Origin of the sequence: Amycolatopsis orientalis DSM 40040 = KCTC 9412 (assembly GCF_000478275.1) — a bacterium.
Taxonomy (GTDB): Bacteria; Actinomycetota; Actinomycetes; order Mycobacteriales; family Pseudonocardiaceae; genus Amycolatopsis; species Amycolatopsis orientalis.
Window position 1 is genome coordinate 591,667 of the sequence record NZ_ASJB01000083.1, and the last position, 16,734, is coordinate 608,400.

16 protein-coding genes are annotated in these 16,734 nt (G+C 67.7%); 5 read left to right on the plus strand and 11 right to left on the minus strand.

Going from position 1 to position 16,734, the window contains the following annotated elements:
• The first annotated feature begins 68 nt into the window (after positions 1-68).
• The gene (locus tag L324_RS34015; protein ID WP_037318316.1) at positions 69-1,484 is read left to right on the plus strand and encodes a M1 family metallopeptidase; all 1,416 of its coding nucleotides are present in this window, start codon (positions 69-71) and stop codon (positions 1,482-1,484) included.
• Positions 1,485-1,688: 204 nt separating this feature from the next.
• Positions 1,689-2,324: a pyroglutamyl-peptidase I gene (gene pcp, locus L324_RS34020; RefSeq protein WP_037318317.1), complete on the plus strand. Its 636-nt coding sequence runs from the start codon at positions 1,689-1,691 to the stop codon at positions 2,322-2,324.
• Between the two features lie 172 nt (positions 2,325-2,496).
• Here the strand turns inward: pcp and L324_RS34025 are convergent, their stop codons facing one another.
• From L324_RS34025 to L324_RS34040, 4 genes are all read right to left on the minus strand, one after another.
• Positions 2,497-4,284, minus strand: coding sequence for an Hsp70 family protein (locus tag L324_RS34025; protein ID WP_037318319.1), 1,788 nt, complete (start codon positions 4,282-4,284; stop codon positions 2,497-2,499).
• Between the two features lie 60 nt (positions 4,285-4,344).
• Positions 4,345-4,683, minus strand: coding sequence for a helix-turn-helix domain-containing protein (locus L324_RS34030; protein ID WP_037318320.1), 339 nt, complete (start codon positions 4,681-4,683; stop codon positions 4,345-4,347).
• A gap of 1 nt (position 4,684) precedes the next feature.
• The gene (locus L324_RS34035; protein WP_037318323.1) at positions 4,685-4,999 is read right to left on the minus strand and encodes a type II toxin-antitoxin system RelE/ParE family toxin; all 315 of its coding nucleotides are present in this window, start codon (positions 4,997-4,999) and stop codon (positions 4,685-4,687) included.
• Positions 5,000-5,123: 124 nt separating this feature from the next.
• Positions 5,124-7,682 carry an ATP-dependent Clp protease ATP-binding subunit gene (locus tag L324_RS34040; protein ID WP_037318325.1) on the minus strand — a complete coding sequence of 853 codons (2,559 nt, stop codon included), beginning with the start codon at positions 7,680-7,682 and terminating at the stop codon, positions 5,124-5,126.
• A gap of 357 nt (positions 7,683-8,039) precedes the next feature.
• Here L324_RS34040 and L324_RS34045 point away from each other — a divergent pair, with 357 nt between their 5' ends.
• On the plus strand, positions 8,040-8,858 hold the full coding sequence (locus tag L324_RS34045; RefSeq protein WP_037318328.1) for a (2Fe-2S)-binding protein: 819 nt from the start codon (positions 8,040-8,042) through the stop codon (positions 8,856-8,858).
• On the opposite strand, the gene L324_RS34050 is transcribed toward L324_RS34045, so the two are convergent.
• Positions 8,855-9,445 (minus strand): TIGR03086 family metal-binding protein, encoded by a 591-nt coding sequence (locus tag L324_RS34050; RefSeq protein ID WP_037318331.1) that lies wholly within the window; start codon positions 9,443-9,445, stop codon positions 8,855-8,857. The genes L324_RS34045 and L324_RS34050 overlap by 4 nt on opposite strands.
• Positions 9,446-9,511: 66 nt before the next feature.
• Between L324_RS34050 and L324_RS34055 the strand changes: the two genes are divergently transcribed.
• Positions 9,512-10,333 carry an AraC family transcriptional regulator gene (locus tag L324_RS34055; RefSeq protein WP_037318334.1) on the plus strand — a complete coding sequence of 274 codons (822 nt, stop codon included), beginning with the start codon at positions 9,512-9,514 and terminating at the stop codon, positions 10,331-10,333.
• A gap of 29 nt (positions 10,334-10,362) precedes the next feature.
• Here L324_RS34055 and L324_RS34060 read toward each other — a convergent pair whose 3' ends face one another.
• Complete coding sequence (locus tag L324_RS34060) at positions 10,363-10,716, minus strand: histone-like nucleoid-structuring protein Lsr2 (RefSeq protein ID WP_037318336.1); 354 nt, start codon at positions 10,714-10,716, stop codon at positions 10,363-10,365.
• A 151-nt stretch (positions 10,717-10,867) separates the two neighbouring features.
• Positions 10,868-12,379 carry a lysine--tRNA ligase gene (gene lysS, locus L324_RS34065; protein WP_037318338.1) on the minus strand — a complete coding sequence of 504 codons (1,512 nt, stop codon included), beginning with the start codon at positions 12,377-12,379 and terminating at the stop codon, positions 10,868-10,870.
• A 96-nt stretch (positions 12,380-12,475) separates the two neighbouring features.
• Between lysS and L324_RS34070 the strand changes: the two genes are divergently transcribed.
• A complete protein-coding gene (locus L324_RS34070) occupies positions 12,476-13,285 on the plus strand; it encodes a class I SAM-dependent methyltransferase (RefSeq protein ID WP_051174247.1) in 810 nt (269 codons plus the stop codon).
• 236 nt (positions 13,286-13,521) lie between these two features.
• Here L324_RS34070 and L324_RS34075 read toward each other — a convergent pair whose 3' ends face one another.
• From L324_RS34075 to L324_RS34090, 4 genes are read right to left on the minus strand one after another with little or no spacing between them, the layout of a single operon-like run.
• Entirely contained in the window at positions 13,522-14,301 is a 780-nt protein-coding gene (locus tag L324_RS34075; RefSeq protein ID WP_037318341.1) for a type III pantothenate kinase, read from the minus strand.
• Between the two features lie 4 nt (positions 14,302-14,305).
• A complete protein-coding gene (panD, locus tag L324_RS34080; protein WP_037318343.1) occupies positions 14,306-14,800 on the minus strand; it encodes an aspartate 1-decarboxylase in 495 nt (164 codons plus the stop codon).
• 12 nt (positions 14,801-14,812) lie between these two features.
• On the minus strand, positions 14,813-15,721 hold the full coding sequence (gene panC, locus L324_RS34085; protein ID WP_037318345.1) for a pantoate--beta-alanine ligase: 909 nt from the start codon (positions 15,719-15,721) through the stop codon (positions 14,813-14,815).
• Positions 15,718-16,641, minus strand: coding sequence for a Rossmann-like and DUF2520 domain-containing protein (locus tag L324_RS34090; RefSeq protein WP_037318347.1), 924 nt, complete (start codon positions 16,639-16,641; stop codon positions 15,718-15,720). Before L324_RS34090 ends, panC begins: the two co-directional genes overlap by 4 nt.
• Positions 16,642-16,734: the final 93 nt, after the last annotated feature.

Consider the following 16,734-nt stretch of genomic DNA (forward strand, 5'->3'; position numbering starts at 1 on the left):
CGGGCGGTCGGCCGAAGTCACGGGACTAGGTTCGGGACCAATTGACAGCCGATCGACTGGGAGCGTGAATGAGGTACCGGAGTGTGGCCGTCATCGCAGCCGTACTGGCCGCGAGTGTCCTCGGCGGTGGGACCGCCCTCGCCGATCCCGGCAAACCCGGCGCCGACGGCGCGGGCGACAGCTACTACCCGCAGGACGGCAACGGCGGCTACGACGTCGGCGACTACAACCTGAAGGTCGGCTACGAACCGGCCACCAAGCAGCTCACGGGCCTGCAGACGATCACCGGCCGGGCGACACAGGCGCTCAGCTCGTTCAACCTCGACCTGCACGGGCTGACCGTCGACTCGGTCAAGGTCAACGGGCGGAAGGCGACCTTCGCGCGGACCGGCGACCACGAACTCGTGATCACCCCGGCTCGTCCGCTGCGGAACCGCGAGCGGTTCACCGCCGAGATCGCCTACCACGGTGTCCCGCAGCCGATCGAGGATCCGCTGCTGGGCGAGAACGGCTGGCAGTACGCGAAATCCGGCGGCGCGTTCGTCGCGGGCGAGCCGAAGTCGGCGACGACCTGGTACCCGGTCAACGACACCCCGCGGGACAAGGCGACCTTCCACCTCACGATCACCGTGCCGTCGGAGTGGGGCGTCATCTCGAACGGCCGCGAGCGCGGGCACTTCGCCGAAGGCGCGAAGACCACGTACGTCTGGGCCGAGGAGACCCCGGCCGTGCCGTACATGACCACGGTCGCGATCGACAAATGGGAGTTCGAGCGGACGAACCTGTCCGACGGGACCCCGGTCGTGAACGCCTACGCCCCCGGCACACCCGCCACGACCAAACAGGCCGAGGCGCGGCTGCCGGAGATCATCGACTTCCTGGCGTCGAAGTTCGGCCGGTACCCGGTGGACGCCGCGGGCGGCATCTTCCTCGCCGAGCCGATCGGGTTCTCGCTGGAGACGCTGAGCAGGCCGATCTACTCGGGCGCGGCGGGCAACATCCCGACGATCGTGCACGAGAACGCCCACCAGTGGTGGGGCGACTCGGTCGCCGTCGACAAGTGGAAGGACGTCTGCCTCAACGAATGCTTCGCCTCGTACGCGGAGTGGATGTGGTCCGAGGCGAAATCGGGTCAGGACCTCAAGGCGCGCTACCTGGCCGCCGTGCAGAAGGCCACGGACCGGTTCTGGGCCGGGAAACTGTACGACATGGGGCCCGGCAACGAGTTCACCTACGTGTACTCGAAGGGCCCGGTGGCGCTGCACGCGCTGAAGAACTACATCGGCGCGGCGCCGTTCGACCGCATCCTGAAGACGTGGCCGACCCTGCACCGGGACGGCAACGCGAGCCTGCCGGAGTTCCAGAAGTTCGCCGAACGCGTCGCGCACAAGAACCTGCAGGGCTTCTTCGACGCGTGGTTCTACGGCAACACCAAACCGGCGCCCGAGTTCCTCTACCCCGGGGACCTCAAGCCCGCTACCTGACGCGTGTCGCCCAGACCGACGTCGGCCGCCTGGGCGAGGACACGCGCGCGCGTTCTCTTCGGCCGGAGGCCTCGGTTTTGCGGAGGCGGGCCGCTGACACGGTTGAGTGAGTCGAACAACCAGTGCCTCGGCCCGGCTGCGGAAAACCGAAAGCGCGCTTTGAGAGACACTGCCTGACGTCCGTCACACGTTAGGGTGAGCGGCATGACGTCAGTGCTCCTCACCGGTTTCGAACCGTTCGGCGGTGAGCGGGTGAACCCGTCGTGGCAGGCGGTTTCCCTGCTCACCGGCCGACGGCGAGACGCCGTGGCCGTCGAGCTGCCGTGCGTGTTCTCGCGTTCGCTGATCACCTTGCGCGACGCCATCGACGAATACCGGCCGGAACTGGTGGTCTGCGTCGGCCAGGCGGGCGGCCGCCCCGACGTCACCCCGGAACGGGTCGCGATCAACCTGATCGACGCCCGGATCCCGGACAACGCGGGCTCGCAGCCCGTCGACGTCCCGGTGATCCCGGGCGGGCCCAACGCGTACTTCACGACCTTGCCGGTGAAGGCCTGCGTCGAGGGGATCAAGGCCGCGGGGCTTCCGGCGTCGGTCTCGCACACCGCGGGGACGTACGTGTGCAACCAGGTCTTCTACGGGCTGATGCACTTGCTGGACAACGACTTTCCCGGCGTGCGGGGCGGCTTCGTGCACGTGCCCTACACGCCGGAACAGGCCGCGCGGACGACCGCGCCGAGCCTGGCCGTGCATCGCGCGGCGGAGGCGCTGGAGATCATCGTCGACACCGCGCTCTCCGTGACCGAAGACCTCTCGACGCCGGCGGGCACCCTGCACTGACCGGGGCTGAAGGACGCTTTCGTCTCATCTCATGCGGTGAAGGGCGCCTTCGCTGCATGAGATGAGACGAAAGGCCCCTTCACCACGGCCTGGTTCACGATGCAGACCGGCGCAAGCAGTCGACTAATTGCGTGTAATTGCGTGACGCTCACGGAGCGATCGAGCAAAGCGCTTACGGCTTGAGCTGCGCGGTGAAGAAGTCGACCATCTCCTGCGTCGTCCGCGCGGTCCCGTCGCGGCGGGTCGAGACGAGCATCGCGCTCAACGGCGCGTCTTCGGTCCCGAAGAGCACGATGCCGCTTCGCTTGCCCGCACCCGCGAGGTAGCGGCCCCGCAGCCCATCGGCCGCCCAGGTGCCCTCCACGGGCTTGCCCTTGGTCATCTGCCGCCGGGCGTCGTCCTCCAGGCCGGTCATCGCGACGCCTTGGTAGTAGTTGATCGCGTTCGACGCCTCGTCGTTCTTGAACACGCAGGTGACCGCGGTCGCCGCCCCCATCGCGGCGGCCGCTTCCGGCGCGTCCCGGCAAACGTCCCGCTGCGGGAGGACGGCGGCGATCCGGCGGAGGCAGTCCGTGAACCCCTGCGCGTCCTTCGGGCCGGCCTGATCGCAGTTCGGCTGCTGCGCCGGGACGGCGGGAGCCGGGGCCGCGACGGGTTCGTCCTCGCCGCCGGTGAGCAGGACGATCGTCGTCACGATCGCCGCGAGGGCGAGCGCGACGACGCCGTAGGCCGTGGGCTTCCGCCAGTTCCGGCCGGGTGGTGGTGGTGGTGGTGGTGGTGACCAGCGCGGCGGTTGCGGCCGCCGGGGTGGCTGAGGCGGCGGCTGCTGGACGGGCCGCTGCTGAGCGGGCTGGGAGACCGGGGCGAACGCGGGCACGGTCAGCTGGGAGTCCTCGCCGCCCGCCGGCACGTGGTGCAGCCCGAACGCGACCGCTGTCTCCGGCTGGTCCTGGGTCGTCGGCGCGATCCTGAGCTGGTTCGCCAGCAGACTCGCCAGCAACGGCATCCGGCTCGGCCCGCCGACGAGGTAGACGCCGCCGAGCTGGGCCGGGGTGAGCCCGGCGCGGTGGATGGTGGTGGCCAGGAGTTCGGCACTGCGCAGGAAACTCGGCCGGACGAGCGCTTCCAGCTCCATCCGCGTGACCCGTACGTCCCCGAACGGCTCCGGCATCGGGATCTCGGTCTGCTGATGCCGGGACAGGCTTTCCTTGGCGTCACGGACGTCCTGCAGCAGCGAACGGCGCGTCCGGCGGTCGCCGACCGACTGCGGGCGCAGCACCCGCTGCCAGACCGCCGGATCGGAATGCGAGACCTCGCGGCCGATGTGGACCAGCAGCGCCTGGTCGATGTCGAGGCTGCCGAGGTCGGGCAGGCCGTCCTCGGCGAGCACGGCGAACCCCTGGGCGCTGACCCCGACGACGGCGCAGTCGAAGGTGCCCGCCCCGAGGTCGTACACCGCGATCGGACCGGACGGCCGCACCTGGCCCTGGTTGAGGGAGGCGTAATGCGCGGCCGCGGCGACCGGCTCGGGAATGAGCAGCGTGGTGCCGAAGCCGGCCTTGAGGGCGGCGTCGCGGAGGATCTGCTTGCGATCCGGGCCCCAGCCCGCCGGATGGGAGATGCGCACCTGGGCGGGCGGGCGCGCGAGGAGCAGCTCGGCCTCCTCGCCGACGCGGCGCAGGACGGCGGCGAAGGCGTCGGCGATGGGCAACGTGACGTCGCCGAGCTGGAGGGCGCCCTCGTCGATGCGTCGCTTCGGATTCGCTTCGAACCGGCTCGGATCCAGCCGGGCGCGGCGTTCGGCGTCGCGGCCGACGAAGACGGTGCCGTCCTTGTCGGCGTAGATCGCCGACGACATCGTCACCGACCCGTCGATTTCGACGACCTGTGTCCCCCTGCCGTGGATCGAGAGCACCCCGACCGTGCTGGAGGTACCGAAATCGATCGCCAGAACGTCCACCTGACCCCCTCCCGGACCCGGTGGCATCGTCTCACGCGAAGATCGGGCGAGCGGGAGCGGTCAGACGGCGGCGGAAATGGTGACGTCGTGATCGTCGAAATCGGCGACCACCCGCATACGTCCGCCCAAGGCGACGATGTACCTGCGAAGGGTGTCCAGTTCCATCTGGCTCGGATCACCCTGTTCGAGCTGGCTGATTCGTGGCTGGCTCACTCCCATGCGTTTGGCGACCTCAGCCTGGCTCAGCCCGACGTCCTCCCGCAGTTGCGACAACCTGAAGCCGAGAATGTAGGCCTGCGTGGCCTCCCTGGCCTCGGCCCGCGCCGCGTCGATGTCGCGCCCAGACCGGCGATCGACAGCCAGTTTGTCGGCCTTGACCTCTTTCCAGGATCGACCCATTTCAGCCTTCCTCCATCGAGTCCAGGTGCCGCCGGTATCGCTCCTCCGCGATCGGGATGTTGATGTCGTACCACCGCTTCCAGTTTCCCGCTTTGTCTCCGGCCACCAGAAGCACGGCTCTTCGCACCGGATCGAAGACGAACAGGATCCTGATCTCGGTGCGCCCCGCCGAGGCCGGGCGCAACTCTTTCAAGTTATGCCGGCACGAGCCACTGATCCGGTCGACCAGCGGCCGTCCCAACTGCGGTCCTTCGCGAGCCAGCATGTCGATCGCTTCCTCGACCCGGTCCGCCGAAACCGGGTCCTCCGCTCCCACCGGCCTCGTGAGTGGTAATGACGGTTCTAACCGTCATTACCACTCACGAGGCCCATGCGGCCCTGCACAAGGAAACGCCCGCCGCGGCGAACCCGCGACGGGCGTTTCCTTGAATCACCGAGGCTTACTCGCTCTCGGCTTCACCGCTCTCTTCGCTCGTACCGGCGCCGATGCTGACCGGCGGGGCGTCCGGGACCGACGAGGGTCGCGCTTCGCCGCGGAAGACGAAGTGCGCCTTGTCGTCCTTCTCGCCCTCTTCGTCGTTCCAGCCTTCGACGTCGACCAGGATGATCTGGCCGGCCTGGACCTCGCCGAACAGGATCTTCTCCGACAGCTGGTCCTCGATCTCGCGCTGGATCGTGCGACGCAGCGGCCGCGCGCCCAGCACCGGGTCGAAGCCGCGCTTGGCGAGCAGCGACTTGGCCTTGGGCGTGAGCTCGAGCTCCATGTCCTTGGCCTTGAGCTGCGTCTCGACCCGCGCGATCATCAGATCGACCATCTGGATGATCTGATCCTTGGTCAGCTGGTGGAAGACGATGATGTCGTCGATCCGGTTCAGGAACTCCGGCCGGAAATGCTTCTTCATCTCCTCGTTGACCTTTTGCTTCATCTTCTCGTACCGGTTGGCGGTGTCGCCTCCCTGCGAGAAGCCGAGCGAAACGGACTTGGAGATGTCCGAGGTACCCAGGTTCGAGGTGAAGATGAGCACGGTGTTCTTGAAGTCGACCGTACGACCCTGACCGTCGGTGAGACGGCCGTCTTCGAGGACCTGCAGGAGCGTGTTGTAGATCTCCTGGTGGGCCTTCTCGATCTCGTCGAACAGCACCACCGAGAACGGCTTGCGCCGCACCTTCTCGGTCAGCTGGCCGCCCTCTTCGTAGCCGACGTAGCCCGGAGGGGCACCGAAGAGCCGCGAAGCGGTGTAGCGGTCGTGGAACTCGCCCATGTCGATCTGGATGAGCGCGTCGTCCTCGCCGAACAGGAACGCCGCCAGCGCCTTGGACAGCTCGGTCTTACCGACACCGGACGGACCGGCGAAGATGAACGAACCGGAGGGGCGCTTCGGGTCCTTCAGACCGGCGCGGGTACGGCGGATCGCCTGGGAGACGGCCTTGACCGCGTCCTCCTGGCCGATGATCCGCTTGTGCAGCTCGTCCTCCATGCGGAGCAGACGCGTGGTCTCCTCCTCGGTGAGCTTGAACACCGGGATACCGGTCCAGTTGGCGAGGACCTCGGCGATCTGCTCCTCGTCGACCTCGGCGACGACGTCGAGGTCGCCGTCCTTCCACTGCTTCTCCCGCTCGCCCTTCTGGCCGAGGAGGGTCTTCTCCTCGTCACGGAGGCGCGCGGCGCGCTCGAAGTCCTGCGCGTCTATCGCGGACTCCTTGTCCCGGCGCACGTCGGCGATCTTCTCGTCGAACTCGCGCAGGTCCGGCGGCGCGGTCATCCGGCGGATGCGCATCCGGGCGCCCGCCTCGTCGATCAGGTCGATCGCCTTGTCCGGCAGGAACCGGTCGTTGATGTACCGGTCCGCCAGCGTCGCGGCGGCCACGAGCGCCGAGTCGGTGATCGAGACGCGGTGGTGCGCCTCGTACCGGTCGCGGAGACCCTTCAGGATCTCGATCGTGTGCTCGAGCGACGGCTCGCCGACCTGGATCGGCTGGAAACGGCGCTCCAGCGCGGCGTCCTTCTCGATGTACTTGCGGTACTCCTCGAGCGTGGTCGCGCCGATCGTCTGCAGCTCACCACGGGCCAGCATCGGCTTCAGGATCGACGCGGCGTCGATCGCGCCCTCGGCGGCACCCGCGCCGACGAGCGTGTGCAGCTCGTCGATGAACAGGATGATGTCGCCGCGGGTCTTGATCTCCTTGAGCACCTTCTTCAGGCGCTCTTCGAAGTCACCGCGGTACCGGGAACCGGCGACCAGGGAGCCGAGGTCGAGGGTGTAGAGCTGCTTGTCCTTCAGCGTCTCCGGGACCTCGCCCTTGACGATGTTCTGCGCGAGCCCTTCGACGACGGCGGTCTTGCCGACGCCGGGCTCACCGATCAGGACCGGGTTGTTCTTGGTGCGCCGCGACAGCACCTGCATGACCCGCTCGATCTCCTTGCCACGGCCGATGACCGGGTCGAGCTTGCCTTCGCGGGCCTGCACGGTCAGGTTGCGGCCGAACTGGTCGAGCACCAGCGACGACGACGGGGTGCCTTCACCGCGTCCGGAGCCGGTCTCGGCCGACTCCTTGCCACCCTGGTAGCCCGACAGCAGCTGCAGAACCTGCTGACGCACCCGGTTGAGGTCCGCGCCGAGCTTGACGAGCACCTGCGCGGCGACGCCTTCTCCCTCGCGGATCAGCCCGAGCAGGATGTGCTCGGTGCCGATGTAGTTGTGGCCGAGCTGCAGCGCTTCGCGCAGCGACAGCTCAAGCACCTTCTTGGCCCGCGGGGTGAAGGGGATGTGCCCGCTCGGGGCCTGCTGCCCCTGGCCGATGATCTCCTCGACCTGCTGGCGGACGCCCTCCAGCGCGATGCCCAGCGATTCCAGCGCCTTGGCGGCGACACCTTCACCCTCGTGGATCAGACCCAGGAGGATGTGCTCGGTGCCGATGTAGTTGTGGTTGAGCATCCTGGCCTCTTCTTGGGCCAGGACGACCACCCGCCTCGCGCGGTCGGTGAACCTCTCAAACATGTGCACTCCCTCGACTGCTGCGACGGCGGCCCGTTTCCATCGTGCTTTCACCGCGATGGATTCAGCACCGTGAGACCACTCTAGTAGCCAAGCGGTCGCGCTGGCGTACCACTACGGCTGATTGCGGCCCGTTCGCGCCCCGGCCGTTCTCCGGCCGTGCGCTCCTTCATCTTCCGGTTGCCCTGCACCTTTACGTCAAGCCCAACGTGCGAACCCGCACTCGGATTCCGTCGGATGCGCCTTGTCCGCTGAGCGCGAACACGCCGAGTCGGCCAGAGACAGCCCGGTGGATGGACACCCGTCCGGAGTAGTCACCGACCGTATGTAAGGTTAGGCGTACCTAATGACGGGAGGGCCGTGTCGCATCATCACACGCTCGCGTCACCCGAGGACGGCCTCCGGGCCTCGTTGTCGAGGATGCCCGAAGACGCCGGGCTCCGCAGCGTGGTGCCCGTGAGCGAGCCGGACTGGGTCCGCTGCGACGCCCTGCTCGGCGAACCGGCGCGTCTCGTCCGCTGGCGGGAACGGCTCGGCGGCTGGCTGGCCGGGGCGTACCCGGAAGCGTCCGCGATTCCGGAGCGGATCGCGGCGAGCTGGATCCTGTCCTGGTACCTGCACGTCCCGGCGTTCGCCGGCGCGATGCTGCTGCACCACGAACGCCGCGTCCCGTCGCTGGCGCCGTCCGCGCTGGCCTTCCGGATCGGCGGCGACCGGCCGCATCCCGCGTCGATCGCCGTCCTCGGCGACGGGTTCCACTGCCTGCCGACCGACCCGGGTTCGGCGCATCCGGCCGCCGTCGTCGTGCCGGACGAGCGAACGCTGGCGACCGTGCTGCGCGGAAGGTTCGTCGCGCACGCGAACCGGTTCATCGACGTCTACGGGCCGTTGACGAGGCTCGGGCGGCGGCAGTTGTGGGCGGCCGCCACGGACGCGCTCGACAACGCGCTGTGGTCGGCGGGACGGCTGGGCGGGACCGCGGACGCCGAGGGCTCCGGCGTCGCGGACGCCGCGCTGGTCCTCGAAGCACGATTCCCGCCGCTGACGTCCGCGTCGAAGCTGAGGCTGGCCCCGGCCGCCGATGGTCGCCGCGAGTGGACGAGAAACCGGGAAAGCTGCTGTTACTCCTATCTGTTGCCCGCGGAATCGGAATGCGAGGGCTGTCCGCGAATCCGTTAAGGGGTCCAGCCGGGATCCCGTCCGGTCGCGCCGAGAGCGCGTTCGAACGTCGTCGCGCCTTCCTCGACGGGCACTTCGTCGCCGTAAACCTTCATCGCCCGCGCCTGATCGCCGATCTCCAGTGCGATCGCGTACACGGCGTCGGCGACTTCGGGGAGAACAGTGAACTCCGCGCCGGTCGCCCTGGCGAGGTCCCAGCCGTGGAAGACGAACTCGTCCAGCACCATGTACCCCGCCATCGAGGCGGGCATCGGCTGGCCGCCGAAGGTGGTCTGCCCCTGCCAAGCATCAGGAGCTCCGAAGACTTCGACGAGCCGGGCGGTCTGCTCCTCGATGGCACTGATGGCACCGAGCCGATCGTCGCCCACGAGGTCCGTCTCCGCCTCGCCCGACGACACCTCGGGCGGCGGCGCCTTGCGTCCGGCGGCTTCGAGCCAGGGACCCCAGTAGAGAAGGTGGTTCAGCAACGCGCGGACGTCGTACTCGGTACACGGGGTGCGCGCGGCGAGATCGGCTTCGCCCATCCCGCGCAGGACCGCGGTGAACTTCGCGGCGGCGGGGGCGATGAGAGCGGCGTGTTCGGACATACGGGCATGAGTTCACGGCGGCCGCCACGCCGTCTTGAAGAAACGCGACACGATTACGTTGAGCGGGTGAGCAGGCACCGGATCCCGGCGGGAATCGTCAACGCGCGGGAGGCGAGCGCGAAGTTCAGCCTGGTCCGGCACGCGCCCGCACCGGAACTGCGCCCGTTCGTCGACCACCACTGGGTGCTGCGCTGGGAGCTGACCGGCCGTCGGCCCCATGAACAGGTGGTTCTGCCGAATCTCGCGGTCAACGTGACGTTCTTCCGCGACGCGGCCGGCGCCTTCGGGCCGGGGAAACGGCCTTTCCGCTACGTCGTCGACGGTGTGGATCAAGGTATCGGCGTGCGATTCCGGCCCGGGGCTTTCCGGGCATTCCTCACCGGTCCGGTCTCGATGATCTCCGGCGGTTCCGTTCCGCTCACCGATCTCTTCGCCTGCGCCGGAGGAGTGACGGAATCGGTACGCAATGCGACGAACGACTTCGAAATGGTCCGCATGGCGGAGGAACTGCTCCTCACGAAACGCCCTGTCCTCACCGCGGCGGCACGGACGGCCATCGAAGCGGTGGAAACAATCGCGGCCGAACCGGCCATTACCCGGGTCTCCGAGCTGTCAAGCCGAACGGGCCTGTCTCAGCGGAGCCTGCAACGACTGTTCGCCGAACATGTCGGCACCGCCCCCAAATGGGCGATTCAGGTATACCGGTTGAACGAAGCGGCGGCACGGATCGCGGCCGAGGAACAGCCGGACTACGCGAAACTGGCGACCGAGCTGGGCTATAGCGACCAAGCACACTTCATCCGGGATTTTCGCTCCGTGACCGGATGGGCGCCCACGGAGTACGCCCGCTTGAACCGTGTACAAGAACAAGAAAGCCGCCGGGAATAGGTTCCCGGCGGCTCGAAGGTCGAGAGACCTCAGTTCTTCTTGTGGTAGGCCTCCACGACCTCGGACGGGATACGTCCACGGTCGGAAACCTGGAAGCCGTTCTTGCGGGCCCAGGCGCGAATGGCCTGGTTCTGCTCGCGGTCCACGGTCGCGGGGCGGGCGGCGGCCTTCACGCCGGCGACCGGACGAATGGCGGTGCGCTTACGGCCACCCGCGCGGCGGGCGTGCTCCACATACTGGGCCAGCGCGTCGCGAAGTTCTTCCGCGTTTTCCGCGGAAAGGTCGATCTGGTAGCTGACACCGTCCAAACCGAACTCAACGGTCTCTTCCGCCTCGCTGCCGTCGAGGTCGTCAACGAGCGAGACGAGCACCTTCTGTGCCATCTGTTTCCTCCTGCTGGGGGCTTACACGAATGATCTGGTACGGGGCATGCCCCGGACAGAAGACTTTGTCTAGCGACATTAATACCCGCTACCGTGACATAACGCAAATCTCGTTTACGAGAACGATCGAGGTATCTGTCACGCGGACGGGTTATTCAGGTCGGACGAGCGGGAACAGGATGGTCTCCCGGATACCAAGGCCGGTCAGCGCCATCAGCAACCGGTCGATCCCCATTCCGACACCACCGCTCGGCGGCATTCCGTACTCCAGTGCCCGGAGGAAATCCTCATCCAGGTTCATGGCCTCACTATCGCCCTGCGCACCCAGCCTGGCCTGTTCCACCAGACGCTGACGCTCCACCACGGGATCGACCAGCTCGGAGTATCCGGTGGCCAGTTCGAAACCGCGCACGTACAGATCCCACTTCTCCGCCACCCCCGGCTTGCTGCGATGTTGCCTGGTCAGCGGGGATGTCTCGACCGGAAAATCACGGACAAAAGTAGGTTCGTGCAGATGATCGCCGACGAGGTGTTCCCACAGTTCCTCGATGAGTTTGCCGTGCCCTAACTTGGGGTCGACCTCCAGCTCTCGCGCTTCGGCATAGGAACGCAGCTTGTCCACCGATGTCTCGGGAGTGACCTCTTCCGACAACGCCTCGGACAACGACTCGTACATTCCGAGTGTGGTCCACTCGCCGGACAGGTCGTACTCCGAACCGTCGGCGAGAGTGACCACCTGAGTACCGAGAACGTTCTGCGCCGCCTCCTGGATGAGCTGCCGCGTCATCACCGCATTGGAGTCATAGGTCGCATACGCTTCGTAGTACTCCAACATGGCGAACTCGGGCGAGTGGGACGAGTCGCTGCCCTCGTTCCGGAAGTTCCGGTTGATCTCGAAGACCTTCTCGATACCGCCGACCACGCAACGCTTGAGGTACAGCTCCGGCGCGATCCTCAAGTACAGATCGAGGTCGAAGGCATTCGAATGCGTGACGAATGGCCTGGCCGCCGCACCCCCGTGCAGCGTCTGCAGCATCGGCGTCTCGACCTCGAGGAATCCCCGGCCGTGAAACGAGTCACGCAGGGAACGCAGCACACCGGCCCGGGTACGGACCACGTCCCGCGCCTTGGGACGCACGATCAGATCGACATAACGCTGCCGGATCCGCGTTTCCTCGGCCAGGTCTTTGTACATCACCGGCAACGGGCGCAATGCTTTCGACGTGATCCGCCAGGAGTCGGCCATCACGGAAAGTTCACCGCGCTTGGAGGTGATGACCTCGCCGGAGACGAATACGTGATCGCCGAGATCGACATCGGACTTCCACGCCGCGAGCGCGTCCGCGCCCACCTTCGCGAGGCTGATCATCGCCTGCAACTCGGTGCCGTCACCTTCACGGAGACTGGCGAAACACAGTTTTCCGGTATTGCGCATGAACATGACCCGGCCGGTCACACCGACGATGTCGCCGGTGGCGGTGTCGACGGGAAGGTCGGAATGCTTCGCGCGCACTTCGGCCAGTGAGTGCGTCCGGGGCACCTCGACCGGATACGGATCGATACCCTCCGCGATTATCCGGTCGCGCTTGTCCCGGCGCACCCGCATCTGTTCCGGCAGGTCTTCGTCGGGGCTCACGCCCTCGGATGCGGGGATTTCAGTCATGCCGCACAGCGTACGAACCCACCGGTTCCCTACGCCAACCGGATTACCTTTTCCGGGTCCGGACCGGTCGGTTTTCTCTCCATTAACCTGGTTCGCGTGAACTCATCCACTCCCGGCATCGAACCCGAACTGCACGCCCGCCGCGCCGCTTCGTTCGGCGCGAAGGCCGCCGCCTATGCCGCGCACCGGCCCGACTATCCGGAAAAGGCACTGGCCTGGGGGCTGGCCGGCGCGAACCGGCCACCGGAACGGGTCCTCGACCTGGGCGCCGGTACCGGCAAGGTCAGCGAAGGGCTGGTCGCGCTGGGGGTCACGGTCACCGCCGTCGAACCGGACGCGCAGATGCTCGAAGAACTCGCCAAGGCGCTCCCGGCCGTGACGCCCCTCATCGGGACCGCCGAGCGGATCCCGCTGGCGGACGAATCCGTGGACGCCGTGTTCATCGGACAGGCTTTCCACTGGTTCGACCTCGATCTGGCCTATCCGGAGATCGCCAGGGTGCTGAGGCCGGGCGGAGTCGTTGCCGCGCTGTGGAATCACGACGACGAGTCGACCGGCTGGCTGGCGGAGTTCAACTCACTGATCAAGAGCTCGATGAGCAGGCGCTGGCTGAGCGACTACGAATCGCTGCCGGAACACGAGGCCTTCGAACCGTTCGAGAAGAAGACTTTCGACCACAAACAGCGCAGGACGGCCGAAAGCCTGGTGGAGACCATCGCCACCCATTCGCATCTCCTGGTCGCCCCGGAAGCGGAACGCGCGGCCAAACTGCGCGCGGCGCGGGAATTCCTCGACCGGAACCCGGAAACCGCCTCGGGGGAATTCGACCTCCCGCTCACCACCACGGTCTTCCGGACCCGCCGCGGTCTTGAGTGGCCCGGCCAAGGTCGCGACGGACGCGGCTGAAGGGCCCTTTCCCCTCATCTCACGCGGCGAAGGGCGCTTTCCCCGCATGCGATGCGGGGAAAGCGCCCTTCAGCCCCGCGCCCCGAGTCGCACCAGGATGAGCAGGCCCAGTGCGGGACGTCGCACGTAGTCGACTACTTGCGCAGTCAGGCCTGGTCGTGAGTGGTAAGTGCCGTTAGAACGACACTCGCCACTCACGACCAGGCAGCGAGCACCGGCCTACCGCATTCAGAGGACTAAACGCGGTGGTTGCGGTCGTAGACGAGGCGCAGGCCCAGCAGGGTGAGGTCCGGCACGTGCTCGGTGATCGTCTCCGACTCCTCCAGCACCAGAGGGGCCAGGCCACCGGTCGCGATCACGGCGACGGGTTCCGACCCGTCCGGCGAAAGCTCGCGCTTGATCCGCTTCACCAGGCCGTCGACCTGGCCGGCGAAACCGTAGAGGATGCCGGACTGCAGGCATTCGACGGTGTTCTTCCCGATCACCGACCGCGGCGGCACCAGTTCCACCTTGCGCAGCGCCGCGGCCCGCGCGGCCAGCGCGTCGACCGAGATCTCGATCCCGGGCGCGAACGCGCCGCCGAGGAACTCACCCTTGGCGGAAATGGCGTCCACATTGGTCGAAGTGCCGAAATCCACCACGACACAGGCTGTGGTGGGGTGCAGATGGTGCGCGGCCAGGGTGTTCACCAGCCTGTCCGCGCCCACCTCCTTGGGGTTGTCGACCAGGAGCGGCACGCCCGTGCGCACCCCCGGCTCGATGACGATCTTCGGCAGCCCGCCGTAGTAGCGCGAGAGCATGACGCGCAGCTCGCGCAGTACGGCGGGCACCGTGGACAGCGCGCTGATACCGGTGATCGCGTCCGCGTGCGCGCCGAGGAGCCCGCGCATGGTCAGCGCGAGCTCGTCGGCGGTGATCCGCGCGTCGGTGCGCATCCGCCAGTCACCTTTGAGTGCCGGGCCGTCGTAGAGGCCGAGCACGATGTTGGTGTTGCCGACGTCGACCGTGAGCAGCAACGACTCAGCTCTCGGCGTGCAGCAGCGCGTCGAGACGGCGGGCGTCGGCGGTTTCGGCGACCGGGAAGGTCATCGTGTCGTCGTCGGCCAGCGTCACGGTGCCGCTCAGCAGCCCGGACCCCTCCGGCGCGTGCCCCGGGTTGGCGCCCTTCTCGACGATCCGGTTGTCCGCGTCGACGAAGATGACCCGCGGCCGGAACGAGGCCGCCTCGGCGTTCTCCATCTGCGCGTACGAAATCAGGATCACCAGATCGCCGGGGTGCACCAGATGCGCCGCGGCGCCGTTGATGCCGAGCACCCCGCTGCCGCGTTCGCCCGCGATCACGTAGGTCTCGAGCCGCGCGCCGTTGGTGACGTCCACAATGGACACCTGCTCGCCCGGCAGCAGATCCGCCGCGTCCATCAGGTCCTCGTCGACGGTCACCGATCCGACGTAGTGGAGATCGGCCTGGGTGACCGTCGCCCGATGGATCTTCGACTTCAGCATTGTGCGGTACATCGTGGACTCTCCCTATTCCCCTGCGTCCAGCGCGTGTTCCGGATGGTCCGCGGCCGCGCCGAGCACCACCGGCACGTTGTCGATCAGCCGGGTACTCCCCACCCTGGCCGCGATCAGCAACCGCGCTTCACCGTCGACGGGCGCGGGCCCGAGGTCGGTTCCCCTCAATTCCAGATAATCGACCTCGACCGCGGGTCGCGCGGCGAGGGTCTTCCTGGCGGTCGCCAGCACGGCGTCCGCACCGTCGCGGCCGACGAAGGCACCCGCGGTGAGTGCCGCCGACAACACGATCGCGTCCTCGCGCTGCTCAGGAGTGAGGTAGACGTTGCGCGAGGACAACGCCAGCCCGTCGCGCTCCCTGACCGTCGGCACCCCGATGACGCGGGTTTCGAAGTTCAGGTCGCGCACCATCTTCTTGATCAGCACCAGCTGCTGGTAGTCCTTCTCCCCGAAGAAGGCGTAGTCCGGCCGCACGATGTTGAACAGTTTCGCCACCACGGTCAGCACGCCGGCGAAATGCCCCGGCCGTACCGCCCCTTCCAGCTCGTCCCCGAGCGCGCCGGGGTGGACCGTGACGGTGGCACCGTCGGGATACAGATCCGACGCCTTGGGCAGGAAGCCCAGTTCGACGCCGTCCTCCTTCAGCACCTCGAGGTCCTTGTCCAGCGGACGCGGGTACGCCTCGAAGTCCTCGCCCTCCCCGAACTGCAGGGGATTCACGAAGATCGACGTCGCGACGACCGTGTTCGGCAGCCGCTTGGCCCGGCGGATCAGCTCACGGTGACCCGCGTGCAGCGCGCCCATGGTGGGCACCAGCGCGACCTTGCGGCCGACCCCGTGCAGGGCACGCGTCACCTGGCTCACCTGCTCGGGCGGCTGGAAGGTGTGCAGCGTGCCTCGGGCGAATTTCGGTGTGGTCACTGGATTTGCTGCCCTTCGGCGGGATCTGTGGGGTCTGCCGGTTCACTGAGGAGTTCGGTGAGCTCGGCGGCGGCCGAGGCGTCGAGGAGCCCGGCGGCGTTGCTGCGCGCCACCGTGCGCTTGGCCAGCGCGCGATAGCCCGGAGCGACTCCGGGAGCCCGCTCGGCCAGCACCGCGAGATGCTTACGCACGGTGCCGAGATCACCACGGGCCACCGGCCCGGTCAGCGCCCGGTCCCCGTGCCGGAGAACATTATCCAATGCCGCCGACAACAACGGAGCCACCAGGCGTTCGGGCTGGGCGATTCCCGCTTCCCGCAACAGTTCCGCGCAATCGGCGACCAGTGTCATCAGGTGGTTCGCCCCGTGCGCCAACGCCGCGTGATAGAGCGCTCGCGCTTCGTCAGGGATCCGGACGGGCTCCGCGCCCATTTCCACGGCCAGCGCTTCACCGACGTTCCAGGCCGCTTCGTCACCCTCTGTGGCGGTGACGCCGATGCTGCAGGCGGTCAGCCGGTCGAGGTCCTCCGCGCGGCCGGTGAAGGTCATCACGGGATGCAGGGCCAGCGGCAGCGCCCCGGCCTCGGCGGCGGGCGCGAGGACGTCGATGCCGTGTGCCCCGGAGGTGTGCACGACGATCTGCCCCGGCCGCAGGGAACCGGTCGCGACGAAGCCGCGCACCATCCCGGGCAGCGCGTCGTCCGGCAGGGCGAGCAGGACGAGGTCGGCGCGGCGCGCGACCTCGTCGGGAGGCAGAAGGGGGACTTCGGGGAGCAGTTGCTCCGCCCGGCGTACCGAGGCGTTGGAAAGGCCCGAAGCGGCGACGACCGTGTGCCCGGCCCTCGTGAGTGCAGCGCCGACGACGCTGCCGACCCGGCCCGCGGAAACGACACCCACGGCCAGCCGGGCGGGCCTCGTCATGGCGTGCGCCAATGGACGCTCATGGTCGAAAACTCCTCAACTCGTTCCAGTCCCGCTCTGCGGTCGCGGGTACCAGACGACGGCGCGAGGGTA

Coding starts and splice junctions, on each gene's coding strand:
- panD (WP_037318343.1), bottom strand. CDS start 14,800: ATGTACCGCACAATGCTGAAGTCGAAGATCCATCGGGCGACGGTCACC.
- L324_RS34050 (WP_037318331.1), bottom strand. CDS start 9,445: ATGTCCGAACACGCCGCTCTCATCGCCCCCGCCGCCGCGAAGTTCACC.
- L324_RS34030 (WP_037318320.1), bottom strand. CDS start 4,683: ATGGGTCGATCCTGGAAAGAGGTCAAGGCCGACAAACTGGCTGTCGAT.
- lysS (WP_037318338.1), bottom strand. CDS start 12,379: ATGACTGAAATCCCCGCATCCGAGGGCGTGAGCCCCGACGAAGACCTG.
- L324_RS34015 (WP_037318316.1), top strand. CDS start 69: ATGAGGTACCGGAGTGTGGCCGTCATCGCAGCCGTACTGGCCGCGAGT.
- L324_RS34060 (WP_037318336.1), bottom strand. CDS start 10,716: ATGGCACAGAAGGTGCTCGTCTCGCTCGTTGACGACCTCGACGGCAGC.
- L324_RS34040 (WP_037318325.1), bottom strand. CDS start 7,682: ATGTTTGAGAGGTTCACCGACCGCGCGAGGCGGGTGGTCGTCCTGGCC.
- L324_RS34090 (WP_037318347.1), bottom strand. CDS start 16,641: ATGACGAGGCCCGCCCGGCTGGCCGTGGGTGTCGTTTCCGCGGGCCGG.
- pcp (WP_037318317.1), top strand. CDS start 1,689: ATGACGTCAGTGCTCCTCACCGGTTTCGAACCGTTCGGCGGTGAGCGG.